The organism is Enterobacter sp. R-25 (genome assembly GCF_049913205.1).
In the GTDB taxonomy this organism is placed as follows: Bacteria; Pseudomonadota; Gammaproteobacteria; order Enterobacterales; family Enterobacteriaceae; genus Enterobacter; species Enterobacter ludwigii.
Map to the genome: position 1 here is coordinate 1728194 of NZ_CP183982.1, position 15342 is coordinate 1743535.

Consider the following 15342-nt stretch of genomic DNA (forward strand, 5'->3'; position numbering starts at 1 on the left):
CCATGAGCCAGCGAGCTGAACAAAGCAGTGATAATGTTGTCGGATTGCCTGAGTTTCCATTAAAATGGATCGGATCGATATAAGCACACAAAGGGGGAAGTGCTTACTTATTATGAAACATAAACCACAGATGATGAAAATGCGTTGGTTGGGTGCTGCAGTGGTGTTATCTCTGTATACCTCATCGGCACTGGCCTTTAACATCGACGATGTCGCAAAACAGGCAAAATCGATGGCAGGCAAGAGCTACGAAGCGCCAAAAAGTAACTTGCCCTCCGTTTTCCGCGACATGAAGTATGCGGACTATCAGCAGATCCAGTTCAACCATGACAAAGCGTACTGGAACAACATTAAAACCCCGTTCAAGCTTGAGTTTTATCATCAGGGAATGTACTTCGACACGCCTGTTGCCATTAATGAAGTGACGGCGACCGCGGTACGTAAAATCAAGTACAGCCCGGATTACTTCAATTTTGGCAATGTTCAGCACGATAAAGATACGGTTAAAGACCTGGGCTTCGCTGGCTTCAAGGTGCTTTACCCGATCAACAGCAAAGATAAAAACGACGAAATCGTCAGCATGCTCGGTGCCAGCTACTTCCGCGTGATCGGGGCAGGGCAGGTGTACGGGCTTTCTGCGCGTGGCCTCGCCATTGATACCGCGCTGCCATCAGGTGAAGAGTTCCCGCGTTTCCGCGAGTTCTGGATTGAACGTCCAAAACCAACCGACAAACGCCTGACTATTTATGCACTGCTGGATTCCCCGCGTGCGACCGGTGCTTATCGCTTTGTGATTATGCCTGGCCGTGACACGGTCGTTGACGTGCAGTCCAAAGTTTACCTGCGCGATAAAGTCGGCAAACTGGGCGTTGCACCGCTGACCAGTATGTTCCTGTTTGGGCCGAATCAGCCGTCACCGGCGACGAACTTCCGCCCGGAACTGCACGATTCCAACGGTCTTTCTATTCATGCAGGTAATGGTGAGTGGATCTGGCGTCCGCTGAATAACCCGAAACATCTGGCTGTTAGCAGTTTTGCGATGGAAAACCCGCAAGGTTTCGGCCTCCTGCAGCGTGGCCGTCAGTTCTCCCGATTTGAAGATCTGGATGACCGCTATGACCTGCGCCCAAGCGCCTGGGTCACGCCGAAAGGTGACTGGGGTAAAGGTAAGGTTGAGCTGGTTGAAATTCCAACCAATGACGAAACCAACGATAACATCGTTGCTTACTGGACGCCGGATCAGCTGCCGGAAGCCGGTAAAGAGATGAACTTCAAATACACCATTACCTTTAGCCGCGACGAAGACAAACTGCATGCGCCGGATAACGCGTACGTCATGCAGACTCGCCGTTCTACGGGTGATGTGAAGCAGTCTAACCTGATCCGTCAGCCTGATGGCACCGTGGCCTTTGTTGTGGACTTCGCGGGCCAGGATATGAAAAAACTGTCCCCGGATACTGCCGTTGCGGCTCAGGCCAGCATCGGTGATAACGGTGAAATCGTTGAGAACACCGTACGCTATAACCCGGTAACGAAAGGCTGGCGTCTGACGCTGCGCGTGAAAGTGAAAGATCCGAAACAGACCACTGAAATGCGTGCTGCGCTGGTCAGTAACGATCAGCCGCTGAGTGAAACCTGGAGCTATCAGCTACCTGCCAATGAATAATACATCTGAATATATTGATGCCATGCCGCTGACGGACATTGAAAAAGCGGCGCTGCCTAAAAGCGACATCCGCGCGGTGCATACCGCGCTGGATGGCGAACACCGTCCGTTTTCTCGTGACGATGATACGCCGCTGGGGTCAGTAAAGGCGCGTCTGGAGCAGGCATGGCCAGACTCGCTGGCAGAAGGGCAGTTGATTAAAGACGACGAAGGACGCGATCAGCTTCAGGCAATGCCGAAAGCCACGCGTTCCTCGATGTTCCCTGACCCGTGGCGCACCAACCCGGTTGGCCGCTTCTGGGATCGCCTGCGTGGGCGTGATGTTACGCCGCGCTATCTGTCGCGCCTGACGAAAGAAGAGCAGGCCTCCGAACAGAAATGGCGGACCGTGGGGACCATTCGTCGTTACATTCTGCTGTTACTGACGCTGGCGCAGACCGTGGTCGCTACCTGGTACATGAAAACCATTCTGCCTTACCAGGGCTGGGCGCTTATCAACCCTGCAGACATGATGGGCCAGGATATCTGGGTCTCCTTCATGCAGCTGCTGCCGTATATCCTGCAGAGCGGCATTCTTCTGCTGTTTGCCGTTCTTTTCTGCTGGGTGTCAGCCGGTTTCTGGACCGCGCTGATGGGCTTCCTGCAGCTGCTGATGGGGCGGGACAAATACAGCATTTCAGCCTCAACGGTCGGGGATGAACCCCTTAATCCTGAGCACCGTACGGCGCTGATCATGCCTATCTGTAACGAAGACGTTGACCGAGTATTTGCGGGTCTGCGTGCGACCTGGGAGTCCGTAAAGGCAACCGGTAACGCGGCGCATTTTGACGTCTATATCCTGAGTGACAGCTACAACCCGGACATCTGCGTTGCCGAGCAAAAAGCCTGGATGGAACTGATCGCGGAAGTACAGGGTGAAGGCCAGATCTTCTACCGCCGTCGTCGTCGTCGCGTGAAACGTAAAAGCGGGAACATCGATGACTTCTGCCGTCGCTGGGGGAATCAGTACAGCTACATGGTCGTGCTCGATGCTGACTCCGTAATGAGCGGCGACTGCCTGAGCGGTCTGGTGCGTCTGATGGAAGCCAACCCGAACGCGGGGATTATCCAGTCTTCGCCAAAAGCGTCCGGTATGGACACGCTTTATGCGCGCTGCCAGCAGTTTGCAACCCGCGTCTACGGGCCGCTCTTTACCGCTGGTCTGCACTTCTGGCAACTGGGTGAGTCTCACTACTGGGGTCACAACGCCATTATCCGCGTGAAGCCGTTCATTGAGCACTGTGCGCTGGCTCCGCTGCCGGGTGAAGGTTCGTTTGCGGGGTCTATACTGTCGCACGACTTCGTGGAAGCGGCGTTGATGCGTCGTGCTGGCTGGGGCGTCTGGATCGCCTACGACCTGCCGGGATCTTACGAAGAGCTGCCGCCGAACCTGCTGGATGAGCTCAAGCGTGACCGCCGCTGGTGTCACGGTAACCTGATGAACTTCCGCCTGTTCCTCGTAAAAGGGATGCACCCGGTTCACCGTGCTGTGTTCCTGACTGGCGTAATGTCTTATCTCTCCGCACCGCTGTGGTTTATGTTCCTTGCGCTCTCTACTGCGTTACAGGTGGTGCATGCTCTGACGGAACCGCAATACTTCCTGCAACCGCGCCAGCTGTTCCCGGTGTGGCCGCAGTGGCGTCCGGAGCTGGCGATTGCGCTGTTTGCCTCCACCATGGTACTGCTGTTCCTGCCTAAGCTGCTCAGTATCATTCTGATCTGGTGCAAAGGCTCGAAAGAGTACGGTGGTTTCTGCCGCGTGACGCTCTCGCTTCTGCTGGAAGTGCTGTTCTCCGTGCTGCTGGCACCGGTGCGTATGCTGTTCCATACCGTGTTTGTGGTCAGCGCGTTCCTCGGCTGGGAAGTGGTCTGGAATTCACCGCAGCGTGATGATGACTCCACGCCGTGGGGGGAAGCCTTCATGCGTCATGGCTCGCAGCTGCTGCTGGGTCTGGTATGGGCGGCAGGTATGGCCTGGCTGGATCTGCGCTTCCTGTTCTGGCTGGCACCGATTGTCTTCTCGCTGATCCTGTCACCGTTTGTGTCAGTGATTTCGAGCCGTTCAACGGTGGGGCTGCGTACCAAACGCTGGAAACTGTTCCTGATCCCGGAAGAGTATTCGCCGCCACAGGTGCTGGTGGATACCGACACGTATCTTGAGCAGAACCGCAAACGTTCGCTGGAAGATGGTTTTATGCACGCGGTGTTTAACCCGTCATTTAACGCTCTGGCGACGGCCATGGCGACAGCGCGTCACCGTGCAAGCCAGGTACTGGAGATTGCCCGCGATCGTCACGTTGAGCAGGCGCTGAACGATACGCCGGAAAAACTCAACCGCGACCGTCGTCTGGTGCTATTGAGCGATCCGGTTACGATGGCACGCCTTCACTACCGTGTGTGGTCTGCGCCGGAAAAATACTCTTCGTGGGTCAGCCACTATAAAGAGATTAAAATTAATCCACTCGCGCTGAAGGCGAAGTAAGCCTTCTGTGCCCGGCGGCGTTACGCTACCCGGCAAATAAAAATACCGGCTGAAAAGCCGGTATTTTTTTAGAGGTCATTGATGAAAATAATCCTCGCCGTGATGATGGCGTGTTTACTCAGCGGCTGTGGCAGCATCATCAGCCGCACCATTCCAGGGCAAGGCCACGGTAATCAGTACTACCCCGGGGTAAAATGGGATGTACGTGACTCAGCGTGGCGCTATCTCACCGTGCTCGATTTACCGTTTTCACTGGTATTCGATACGCTATTGTTGCCGATCGACGCTCAGCACGGCCCTTATGAATAGGGGAAATTAACGCTCATCCCACTCATCGGCTGCGGTCTGTCCTTCTTCCGTATCCAGCGGCGGCTCGAGCTGAAATTCGCCCTCATCCCACTCGTGCAGGGTGTTTTCTTCAAGCCATTCCTGCCGTAGTTCGATTTCGTCATAGTCGCCATCAAAGACGGCCTGCGCACCTTCTCCGCTCAGGACCGGCAAACATTCTCCTTCCTCGCCATCATCAGCAAAGAATTCGGCCTGCCACATAATATCCCCGTCCTGCAGAACGTATTTCTGGATATTAAGTTGTTGCACGTCAGCATTTTCTTCCTCAACGCCGGGATTATCGGCGAGGAACTCTTCACGAGCGGCATCAATAGCTTCTTCCAGTGTGGCGTACATGGTCATTGGTGTCTCCCTGTTTTCCTGAAGGTTTCAGGGAAAGAATAGCTGAATATCGGGTTCTGCAAGTATGAATGCAAAAATAAGCTGTCACGCGTTCGTCTTATTAACGACCGGTCGTAAAGCCCTCGATAAACTGAACCACGAATAAACCGCATTAAACAACACCACGCCCGCGGTGACGATAAACACGGCGCGGAAACCAAAACTGGCGGAAATCCCAGCTCCGACAAGCGGTCCGGTGACGTTGCCGATATCGCGAAATGACTGGTTATAGCTAAAAATGCGGCCGGCTATCTGGTTCGTTGAGTTGTACACCAGCAGAGTCTGAACCGCAGGCAGTAACGCGCCGTCTGCCGCTCCCAGTAAGAAACGCAGCAGGCCAAGCTGCCACGGTGCTTGTACCATCGACATCGGAATGAGGAGCAGAACGGAAATCACCAGGGCGCATATCAGGATTTTTTCCGGGCCCACGCGGTCCCCCAGTTTTCCCAGCCTCGGGGCGCTGAGCAACGCTGCCACGCCGGGCACCGACGCGATAAGCCCGCTGATAAACGCAATATTACTGACGTCACCGGCCAGATCGCGAACGTAGAGCGTCAGAATAGGGGCAATCGACCCGGTTGCTACCTGAATAATCAGGGTCGTTACGAACAGGCTTAGCACCAGCCTGGGATTTTTAAGCGAGGTCAGCACATCCCGTGCGTGGAGCATCTCTTTTCGAGTGACCGGGGTGAAACGTTCACGGATACAGAGCAGCGTGACGATAAAGCAGAGAAATAGGACGCTGGCAGTAATGAAAAAGACCGGACGCAGGCCGTAGTTATCCGCCAGCAGTCCGCCTGCCAGCGGTCCCAGCAATGCGCCGCTCACGCCACCGGTGGAGAGCGTGCCGAGCGCCCAGCCGCTTTTGTGTCGCGGAATTTGGGTGGCGATGAGCGCATTTGCGTTAGGAATAAAGCCCCCCAGCAGGCCCAGTAACGCGCGCAAAATCAGAAATTGCCAGACGTTCTGCGCAAGGCCCATCAGCGCCATGATGATGGCCATCCCCAGTGCCGAACGCAGCAGCATGATCTTTCGTCCTTTGCGATCGGCAAGGCCACCCCAGAAGGGCGAAGCAATCGCGGAAAAGAGAAAGGTGATACTGAAGACCAGGCCAGACCACATATTGAGCGCACTGTGACCGGTGACGCCAAGTTGTTCAACGTAAAGCGGCAGGAAGGGCATCACCAGGCTAAACGCCGCACCGGTGAGAAAACAACCAAGCCACGCAACCGTGAGGTTACGCTTCCAGTTTATGGGGGCATCTGAGGGTGACATAACAATCCGCATAATGAGGTGCAGAGCACCATAGGCCTGAAGTAATAAGCCTGCTAAGTATGCGCCTGGGTTATGATCGCTGCAATGCGGAGGCGCTTTTAAAGCTAAATGAGCGTGCGGCCCTGATGGCCGCACGGAAAATTAATAGCGCGACGGCATACCCTCTGGCCGCGTTTTGAAGCGACGATGGAGCCACATATACTGCTCCGGCGCGAGCATGATGCATTTCTCAACCACTCTGTTCATCCAGCGAGCGGTCGTTTCCGCATCGTCCAGCGGCGGCGCGAGTTCCGGCTCGAGCATCATTAACTCGTAGCCTGAGCCATCCGGCTTGCGACGCGGGACAAACGGGACGATCGCGGCTTTGGACATTTTCGCCAGCATCCAGGTACCGGTGGTTGTGGCCGCCTCTTCAACGGCGAAGAACGGGACAAATACGCTGGATTGCGGGCCATAATCGTGGTCAGGGGCATACCAGATCACTTCACCTGATTTCAGCGCGCGGATCATCCCCTTCAGGTCTTTCCGGTCGATCATACTTTTGTTGGAGCGCATACGGCCGTTGGTCTGGATTAAATCGATCACCGGGTTATCGTTAGGGCGATAAACACCAATACCGGGTGCCTGCATGCCAAACATACGCGCACCGATCTCCAGCGTCAGAAAATGCACGCCAATCAGCAGTACGCCTGTCTTATTGGCCTGAAGCGTATGCACAGGCTCCATACCTGTCCCGGTGACTTCACTCCAGCGGGCCATCCGTTTGTCTGGCCAGAACCACGCCATACCGGTTTCCATCAGCCCCATGCCAACGGATTCGAAATTCCTGGTAACCATCTCATGACGTTCCGCCTCGCTCATCTGCGGGAAGCACAGCTCAAGGTTGCGGTAGGCAATCCTGGCGCGGCGTTTCATGAATTTTTGACCAATACGACCCACACATTTGCCCACACGGAAAATCACAGGGTAAGGGAGTTGGACCATTAGCCATAAAAAACCAATGCCAAGCCAGGTCAACCAATAGCGGGGATGCAAAAGGGCGACAGTAAATTTCGGTAACTGGGTCATGTCTTTCCTGTGTTCTAACGTCCTGTTTAGCTATTGTCTCATTTTTTGAGGCGTAGCCAAAATGTCTGTCTTCGAAACGTGTACGAATGCAGCAATTGTTAAGTCTGACTAACTAGGGTGTGTGAAATGTAGCGTAAATTGTGTGGATGTAAATTGTCATTGTTTGCTATATGATGCCGACCGATTTTTCATTCTCTCTAACGATTGCAGGACTTGTACACCATGCCAGTGTTACACAACCGCGTTTCGAATGAGATGTTAAAGGCGCGTATGTTGGCTGAAACCGAACCGCGCACGACAATCTCATTCTACAAATACTTCACCATCAACGATCCACAAGCGACCCGCGATGCGCTTTATCAGGCCTTCACGACGCTGAATGTTTTCGGTCGCGTCTATCTTGCCCGTGAAGGCATCAATGCCCAGATCAGCGTACCGGAAAGCAAAGTAAACGCCTTCCGCGACCTGCTTTACGGGTTCGATCCGGCTCTCAACGGTGTACGCCTGAACATTGCCCTGGATGATGACGGTAAATCATTCTGGGTGCTGCGCATGAAAGTGCGTGAACGCATTGTCGCGGACGGTATTGACGATCCGGCGTTTAACGCCGCTGATGTCGGGGAATACCTGAAAGCGGCGGAAGTGAATGCGATGCTGGACGATCCGGATGCGGTGTTCATCGATATGCGTAACCACTATGAGTATGAAGTGGGGCATTTCGAAAACGCGATGGAAATTCCGGCTGATACCTTCCGCGAGCAACTGCCAAAAGCGGTTGAGATGATGCAGGAACATAAAGATAAAAAGATCGTGATGTACTGCACCGGTGGGATCCGCTGTGAGAAGGCCAGCGCCTGGATGAAGCACAACGGGTTTAATAAGGTCTGGCACATTGAAGGCGGCATTATTGAGTACGCCCGTCGTGCCCGTGAGCAGGGTTTACCGGTGCGTTTTATCGGTAAGAACTTTGTCTTTGACGAACGAATGGGCGAGCGTATTTCAGAGGATGTGATTGCCCACTGTCACCAGTGCGGTACGCCGTGTGATACCCATACCAACTGCAAAAATGACGGATGTCATTTGCTGTTTATTCAGTGTCCGGCCTGTGCCGAGAAATTTAACGGATGCTGCAGCGAACTGTGCAGTGAAGAGAGTATGCTGCCGGAAGAGGAGCAGCGCCGTCGTCGTGCAGGACGGGAAAACGGTAACAAGATTTTTAATAAATCCCGTGGCCGTCTGAACACCAAACTGGGTATTCCCGACCCTGAATAAGGCTGATGCCCGGCAGTGTGAAAGCCTGCCGGGCGTCGTTATTAAGACTTCTGCTGAACGCCTTCAACGGAAATAATCAGTTCGACATCCTGAGATGCCGGGCCCAAATCGGTAGTAATATTAAAGTCTTTCAGGTGAATTTTACCTGCGGCTTCAAATCCGGCACGTTTACCCCCCCACGGATCGTCACCCTGGCCCATTAATTTTGCATTCAGCGTAACCGGTTTTGTCACGCCGTTGAGCGTCAGATTGCCGGTAATATCCAGCTTATCGCCATCTTTTTTCACTTCCGTGGAGGTGAAGGTGGCCTGTGGGAATTTAGACACGTTCAGGAATTCCGCACTGCGCAAATGTTTATCGCGTTCTGCATGATTGGTGTCGACGCTGTTGGTATTAATGGTCACGTTGACTTTATCGGCGGCAGGATTTTTTTCGTCAAAGCTGAATGTGCCGTCAAAATCATTAAAGGTGCCATACAGCCAGCTATACCCGAGATGCTGAATACGGAAATTGACGAAAGCATGTTGGCCCTCTTTATCAATTTTATAGTCAGCAGCAACGGCTGAGCCAGTGGTAAATAACAGAGAACCCAGTGCGATACCCAGCAGGTGTTTTTTCATTTTAAGCTCCAGAGTCAACTGACGAGCGGCCAAGCATGCGCTTTAGCGTATCGTCTTTATCGATGAAATGATGTTTAAGGGCGGCAAGCCCGTGCAGCACGGACAGGATAACCACGCTCCATGCCAGCCAGAGGTGAATCACCCCGGCAATATCGGCCTGTGATCCCGCATCGGCAAGCGTTGCCGGGACATCAAAAATGCCAAAAACGCTTATTGGCTTACCCTCTGCTGTCGAGATGAGATAGCCGCTGATCAGAAGAGCGAAGAGCAGCGCATAAAGCGTAATATGCGCGGCAACAGCGCTGATACGGGTAAATTTACTGTGGGTCTTTGGCGCGGCAGGCGGCGGTGAAATGTGTCGCCAGATCACGCGAATAACCAACCCCATCATCAGCAGCACGCCGATGCTCTTATGCAGCTCCGGGGCCTGGTGATACCAGCCATCGTAATAGCTGAGCGTCACCATCCAGAGGCCAAGTCCGAACATGGCATAGACCGCAATAGCAAATATCCAGTGCAAACTTATGGATATTATTCCATAGCGCCGGGAGGTGTTACGCAATTGCATCAGGATTACCATTATCAAATAAACAGAGCAGTAAAAATGAACGGGAAGGAATGATATTGCAACTGAAATAAGTCGATATTGATTTTTATTTTATTTATTTCAGCCGTTTTGAAAATGATCCGCAAAGGTAATTCAATGTCTTCGTGCAAGACTTAACAAAGGGCTAATTGAGGAATTGTTCTAACTTAAGTAAATATAAAGTAATGTCAATAAATGTCAGGCAGGCTTTCAGTAAAATACAATGTAAATAAAATCAATGATGGCCAGCAGCGCCCACAATAAGATATAGAGCATCAAATGCTCACGAATATTATTGATGAGAAAACCCACAACTTTGCGCATAGCGCCCCGCAAACCGTTACAAGAAGAGGGGCTCCGGAACGTCCGAAGCCCGTGGTGGATTATCCGTTAAAACGTGAAAGAGAGAAGGGCTTCAGATCAAACTGCGGTGTAATACCCTGGGCAAACTGCGCGGCAATTTCACCCAGCACCGACGCGAACTTAAAGCCGTGACCGCTCAGACCGGTGATGAGCAATGTGTTCTCATGCCCGGGCAGCGTATCGATAATAAAGTCTTCGTCCGGCGTGTTGTCGTAGGTGCATGCCGCGCCATAGAGTAAGCCACCGACGCCCGGCAAAATATTTCGCAGGAACGAGAAGGCTTCAGAGCCATCCTGTGGGTAGGCGCCAAACGGTTTACGTTCTTCAGGAGAGGAGATAATTTGTCCCCCATTGTGTTTCCCGATTTTGAGCGCGTCTTTATCCGAAGGGAAGCCGTAGAACTGATCGCCGTTGGGTAACTCGCCGGTGAACGCCGGGAATTTATTCTGCGTACTGTAACGGCCATCAGACTGGAACCAGGAGAAGACCTTGCGCACCGGCTGTACGGGCAGGTCTGGCAGCAGACGGGTTACCCAGGTACCTGCACTGATGAGCAATCGGGAGGCCGTGTACTCTCCGTCCAGGGTTGTCACCGTGACGCCGTCAGCGTCATGTTTAATGGCCTCGACCGGGCAATTGAAAAGCTGGGCGCAGCCTGCTTTCGCGGCCAGCGCTATCCAGGTTTTTATTGCTGTTTCGCAATGCAACACCCCAGAATGGGCTTCAAAGAGACCAACATAATCGTCCGGGACGGTGATTTCCGGCCAGCGTGACATGATCCCCGCCGCGTCGAGCTTCTCAACGTCCAGGTTGAATGTCTTCGCGCTGCGTTCGACGCTGGCGAGAAAATCAGAGTGGGCAGGACCAAGGTTAATGATACCCGTGCGTTCGAAAATGCGTTCCTCAGTCTGTTTAGCCAGTTCGTCCCAGAGCGCTTGCGCGCGAAGTACCAGCGGGACATAGCGCTCGCCTTCACCATAGGCGTGACGAATGAGGCGAGTATCGCCATGATGACTTCCCTCTGAATGAGGGGGAAGATGGGCATCTATCATCAGAACCTTGAGGCCAGCCTGGGTGGCATAATATCCGGCGGCAGAACCAACGGAGCCGCTACCAATAATAATCAGATCATATTTCATGGGCATCTCTTAAACTAACGCTTTGTTAGCAGAGTAATTAACATCGGGGGCTTATACAAGGGAGAAATAAATAAGGCACCCCGAGGGTGCCTGTAGAGTGAAAAGTGGGCTAAACGCTAATGCCGTTTATACTCATTTTCCTGGTAGTCGCCAGATTCTATTTTTGCGATGCCTGCTTCCAAAATAGAAATAAACTGACGGGCGACGTCTGTCGTAAGCCACAGCGTCTGTCCAACTTCCGCTTCTTCACGGTTCAGCTGATTTGGGGTCTGGTAGTGCAAACGCAGCATCAGTGCATCGTAGCTGTCTACGGTACTGATATCCCAGCCAACGAGTGGGTGGGTCTGGATGACTTCGCTATTCTTTTCCATTATAACCCCCATAATGCGTGTTAGAAGACAACGACTTCGAGGTTCAATGCATGTTTTTCTGAAGCAACTTCAGTATACAAGTAATAAGGGTTCCTAAGGGAAAAATAAACAGCTAGCAACACATTTTTCTGCTTTTTAGGATTGTTCGAACAATAAAACACCATGTTGTTCACGATTTTTAAAGAAGTTGCCGAATTAATTTGAACTTTCTGGATTTTCAGGCGAAAAAAAAGCCGGGGCGACCCGGCAAAAAAACACAATGAGGGAGCAGTGTTAATCTGTGATGAACCAGTCGTCGGCGCTTTCCCACGTTTCCTGCAGGATTTCGGTGATACGCGCTTTATCTTCTTTCGCGCCGCCAATGACGGAGAGGTTGTTTGCGGCCGCGTAACGCACCGTTACGGCACCATCGTTTTCGGGAAAGGTGTTATTAATACGACGGGATAATTCGCCTGCAAGCGCATCAAGCGCGCCGGCAGGCAGAACAGTAGTTTTGGCTATGGTGACTTCAATACGCATAAATGCCCCCTGTGTAATATACTGTTTATTTATACAGGTATATTATCGGTTTGACAACAAGGGGCACTGATTTTTTAGCGTTTTACCGTCCAGCGAACGGTTTCACCTGCCAGGAATGGGATCAGCGTGTCATCGGTCAGTGGAATGGCTTCCTCAACCTGGCTCTCTTTACGTTCCAGCTCAATGAAGGTCTCATTGACCGGCAACCCATAAAAACGGGGGCCATTGAGTGAGCAGAACGCCTCGAAATGCGGCAGGGCATTCATCTCTTCAAACACGGTTGCATAGCTGGCGAGAGCGGTTGGGGCATTAAAGCAGCCCGCACAGCCGCAGCTTGCTTCTTTGCGATGACGCGCATGAGGTGCGGAATCCGTGCCCAGAAACGCGCGGGAGAAACCGCTGGCAACCAGTTCGCGCAGCGCCTGCTGGTGAATGTTACGCTTGAGGATCGGCAGGCAGTACAGATGCGGACGTACACCGCCAACCAGCATGTGGTTACGGTTAAACATCAAATGCTGTGGCGTGATGGTGGCGGCGATAAGCTCGTTACCGTCGCGGACATACTCCGCGGCATCTTTGGTGGTGATGTGCTCGAAGACCACTTTGAGCGCGGGAAGGCGCTGACGCAGGGGCTCCATCACGGTGTCGATAAAACGGGCTTCACGGTCAAAGATGTCGATCTCGGCATGCGTGACTTCACCGTGAACCAGCAGCGGCATACCCAGTTTCTGCATGCGCTCCAGTACCGGCATGATGGCATCAATGCTGGTAACGCCGTGGCTGGAGTTGGTGGTGGCATTGGCCGGGTAAAGTTTCGCAGCGGTGAATACGCCTTCGTTAAACCCGCGCTCCACTTCGTTTGGATCCAGGGAATCGGTCAGGTAGCAGGTCATCAGCGGGGTGAAATCATGGCCCGCCGGGACGGCATCCAGAATGCGCTGGCGATACGCCATTGCGGCATCGACGGTGGTGACTGGTGGCACCAGGTTAGGCATGACAATCGCGCGGCCATAAATTTCGCTGGTATAAGGCACGACGGTTTTGAGCATATCGCCATCGCGCAGATGGATATGCCAGTCGTCAGGGCGGCGGATTTTAAGAACCTGGGGTTGTGCAGTCATGGAAGCTCCGGCTTGTCAGGAATCAGTCATTCGGATGGCTGTTTTTGCCGGACACAAATCATAAGCGGAAACGTTTTCGTTTGCACACTTTTCCGTAAAAAAAAGGGCGCCTCGGCGCCCTACGGATTAATCAGTAAAGGGAATAATGATTTCTCCCGGTTTCACCTCTATCCCTTTAGCATACTTTTTCGCAAGCGCTTCACCCTTGCTCTTGTCTTCACTTAAGACATAGGCTGGCTGCTGATTAAAATAGTTACGCAGCGACTGATTCAGATAAGGCATCAGGGTTTGCAGCACAGATTTCATCTTGTCCGGCGTGACTTCCGCATCGACGACTTCCATCTCCTGCAGGTAAATAGCCCCTTTCTCTTTGTTAAAGACCGGCAGCGCTTTTAGCTTCAGCTTGATGTTGGCTTTCTGGTTGCCGAAGAGGGAGGTCATATCGAGGTTCGCATCCCCGTTCAGCGTCACTTTGTTTGGCTCTTCACGTCCTATCTGGCTGGTCAGGTTGCTGAGGACGATATGCGCATCGGCAAGCCCGGGCACGCCGATGTCTTTTGAAAAGTTGTTATGTTTTTCCAGCGCCTGATTAATTTCCTGTTCACTGACGGTGTATTGCGTAAGCTGGTTACAGCCCACCAGCAGACCGCTGACAATGAATGCAGCGGCAATGACAATTTTCTTCATAGTGTTCCTCAACGAAAAATCGGCGCTTCTGTCCTGTTACGTCAGTATGTCAGTGTGAAATGGCAGAAACCAGCAGAAAAAACTGAGAAGTGAGGCGGGAGCGACCTCCCGCCAGAGGGAAGGGCTACGCGCCCGGTTCGAGCATGCCGCTTGCGCTGCGCTTCTGGCTGAACTGCCACCAGAGGGCCAGCAGCGTCATAAAGCCCACCGCGCCGAGCATCATCCACGGCAGTTCCGGTTGATTCAGCGCTTTGCCTGCATCAAACAGCCAGCCGCCGCCGGCGTAACCCAAAGCCCCACCAAAGGCCAGACCGAGTCGGCTGAACCCCATATAGCTGCCGCGGGCACGCGCATCTGCAAGCGAGGCGCTCAGCGTCTCACGAGCCGGCTCGGCGATGATAGAGCCGATATAGAAGGTGCAAATCAGCGTAAACAGCTGCTGGAGAGAATTCACCAGACCGATGGGCATCATGCTCAGCGTCATTAAAAACAGCCCGGCCATCAGACGATGCTCCAGGCGAAAACGCCGTTCGCTCCAGCGGGCAATCGGATAGAGCAGCGTCAGCGAAAGCGCGGCTTCGATGGCGTACATCCATTTCACGGCGGCCGGGGTTCCCGCAATATCATTCACCATGATAGGCAGCATCAGCATCACCTGCACGGCAAGCATGTAGTAACCCGTCAGGGTCAATACGTAGGTGACAAAACGTTTGTCGTGCAGGACGCGGCCCAGCCCTTCGCGTACCGGCGCTTTTACCGTCGACAATTTCCATGCTGGCAGATACAGGCCATTAAAGAGGGCGCACAGAATAAAGAGCACCGCGCCAGCCGCGCAGACCAGACGGAAATCGTACTGCAGCAACCAGCTCCCCAGAAGCGCGCCAATTACCGCGCCCGCGCTGTCCTGCATCATCAAAATCGAGAAGAAACGTCCGCGGTGCTGCGGGCGAATTAACTTCACCACCAGCGCGGTGCGCGGCGGGTCAAACAGGGTTCCGCCGATCCCGGAGAGAAAGCAGGAGAACCACAGAAGCCAGGGCTCATGGGCAACCGCCATCGTGGCAAAGCCTGCCGCACGAAGCAGCATACCGGTCACAATCATCGGTTTCGCGCCGAAGCGGTCAGCAATGGCGCCGCCAAACACCCCAAGGCCTTGCTGGACAAACTGGCGTAAACCCAGCGCGATGCCAACCATCAGCGCCGCCCAGCCCATCTGATCGACAAAGCGGATCGAGATAAGAGGAAACACGACAAAAAAGCCGAGCACGACCAGCATGTTATCGACTAGCAGGAAATATTTACCCAGGCTCCTCGCCTGTGATACGCGGGACATTTTCCCTCCAGGGAAAACAGGATGGTGAGCACGCTAACATTCTGCGGGGTTACTGCGCGTTTTCCCACCCCT

General features: G+C 53.3%; 16 protein-coding genes. 4 read left to right on the plus strand and 12 right to left on the minus strand.

Annotation, left to right across the window (positions count from 1 at the left end; all coding sequences use genetic code 11):
* The first annotated feature begins 112 nt into the window (after positions 1-112).
* From mdoG to ACN9MQ_RS08195, 3 genes are all read left to right on the plus strand, one after another.
* Positions 113-1666, plus strand: coding sequence for a glucans biosynthesis protein MdoG (mdoG, locus tag ACN9MQ_RS08185; RefSeq protein WP_025204472.1), 1554 nt, complete (start codon positions 113-115; stop codon positions 1664-1666).
* Positions 1659-4187: a glucans biosynthesis glucosyltransferase MdoH gene (gene mdoH / locus ACN9MQ_RS08190; protein WP_032681268.1), complete on the plus strand. Its 2529-nt coding sequence runs from the start codon at positions 1659-1661 to the stop codon at positions 4185-4187. Before mdoG ends, mdoH begins: the two co-directional genes overlap by 8 nt.
* An 81-nt stretch (positions 4188-4268) precedes the next feature.
* Positions 4269-4496 carry a YceK/YidQ family lipoprotein gene (locus ACN9MQ_RS08195; RefSeq protein ID WP_020884695.1) on the plus strand — a complete coding sequence of 76 codons (228 nt, stop codon included), beginning with the start codon at positions 4269-4271 and terminating at the stop codon, positions 4494-4496.
* Positions 4497-4502: 6 nt separating this feature from the next.
* On the opposite strand, the gene ACN9MQ_RS08200 is transcribed toward ACN9MQ_RS08195, so the two are convergent.
* From ACN9MQ_RS08200 to ACN9MQ_RS08210, 3 genes are all read right to left on the minus strand, one after another.
* Positions 4503-4877: a MysB family protein gene (locus ACN9MQ_RS08200; protein ID WP_020884694.1), complete on the minus strand. Its 375-nt coding sequence runs from the start codon at positions 4875-4877 to the stop codon at positions 4503-4505.
* Between the two features lie 84 nt (positions 4878-4961).
* On the minus strand, positions 4962-6191 hold the full coding sequence (gene mdtG, locus ACN9MQ_RS08205) for a multidrug efflux MFS transporter MdtG (RefSeq protein WP_040017130.1): 1230 nt from the start codon (positions 6189-6191) through the stop codon (positions 4962-4964).
* A gap of 141 nt (positions 6192-6332) precedes the next feature.
* Positions 6333-7259, minus strand: a complete 927-nt coding sequence (locus ACN9MQ_RS08210; protein ID WP_014169534.1) for a Kdo(2)-lipid IV(A) acyltransferase — start codon at positions 7257-7259, stop codon at positions 6333-6335.
* A gap of 222 nt (positions 7260-7481) precedes the next feature.
* On the opposite strand from ACN9MQ_RS08210, the gene ACN9MQ_RS08215 reads away from it, so the two are divergent.
* Positions 7482-8531, plus strand: coding sequence for a rhodanese-related sulfurtransferase (locus tag ACN9MQ_RS08215; RefSeq protein ID WP_020884692.1), 1050 nt, complete (start codon positions 7482-7484; stop codon positions 8529-8531).
* Positions 8532-8572: 41 nt separating this feature from the next.
* Here ACN9MQ_RS08215 and ACN9MQ_RS08220 read toward each other — a convergent pair whose 3' ends face one another.
* From ACN9MQ_RS08220 to mdtH, 9 genes are all read right to left on the minus strand, one after another.
* Positions 8573-9151 carry a YceI family protein gene (locus tag ACN9MQ_RS08220; RefSeq protein WP_020884691.1) on the minus strand — a complete coding sequence of 193 codons (579 nt, stop codon included), beginning with the start codon at positions 9149-9151 and terminating at the stop codon, positions 8573-8575.
* 1 nt (position 9152) lies between these two features.
* Positions 9153-9719: a cytochrome b gene (locus ACN9MQ_RS08225; protein ID WP_032670551.1), complete on the minus strand. Its 567-nt coding sequence runs from the start codon at positions 9717-9719 to the stop codon at positions 9153-9155.
* A 228-nt stretch (positions 9720-9947) separates the two neighbouring features.
* The gene (locus tag ACN9MQ_RS08230) at positions 9948-10061 is read right to left on the minus strand and encodes a DUF2770 family protein (protein ID WP_032670549.1); all 114 of its coding nucleotides are present in this window, start codon (positions 10059-10061) and stop codon (positions 9948-9950) included.
* 59 nt (positions 10062-10120) lie between these two features.
* Positions 10121-11239, minus strand: a complete 1119-nt coding sequence (gene solA / locus ACN9MQ_RS08235) for an N-methyl-L-tryptophan oxidase (RefSeq protein WP_426021591.1) — start codon at positions 11237-11239, stop codon at positions 10121-10123.
* A 116-nt stretch (positions 11240-11355) separates the two neighbouring features.
* The gene (gene bssS / locus ACN9MQ_RS08240) at positions 11356-11610 is read right to left on the minus strand and encodes a biofilm formation regulator BssS (protein ID WP_008500827.1); all 255 of its coding nucleotides are present in this window, start codon (positions 11608-11610) and stop codon (positions 11356-11358) included.
* Between the two features lie 273 nt (positions 11611-11883).
* A complete protein-coding gene (gene dinI, locus ACN9MQ_RS08245) occupies positions 11884-12129 on the minus strand; it encodes a DNA damage-inducible protein I (RefSeq protein ID WP_020884687.1) in 246 nt (81 codons plus the stop codon).
* A gap of 74 nt (positions 12130-12203) precedes the next feature.
* Complete coding sequence (gene pyrC, locus ACN9MQ_RS08250; RefSeq protein WP_032677867.1) at positions 12204-13250, minus strand: dihydroorotase; 1047 nt, start codon at positions 13248-13250, stop codon at positions 12204-12206.
* A gap of 126 nt (positions 13251-13376) precedes the next feature.
* Positions 13377-13937: a lipoprotein gene (locus ACN9MQ_RS08255; protein ID WP_020884685.1), complete on the minus strand. Its 561-nt coding sequence runs from the start codon at positions 13935-13937 to the stop codon at positions 13377-13379.
* Between the two features lie 124 nt (positions 13938-14061).
* Entirely contained in the window at positions 14062-15270 is a 1209-nt protein-coding gene (gene mdtH, locus ACN9MQ_RS08260) for a multidrug efflux MFS transporter MdtH (RefSeq protein WP_014169547.1), read from the minus strand.
* Positions 15271-15342 lie beyond the last annotated feature (72 nt).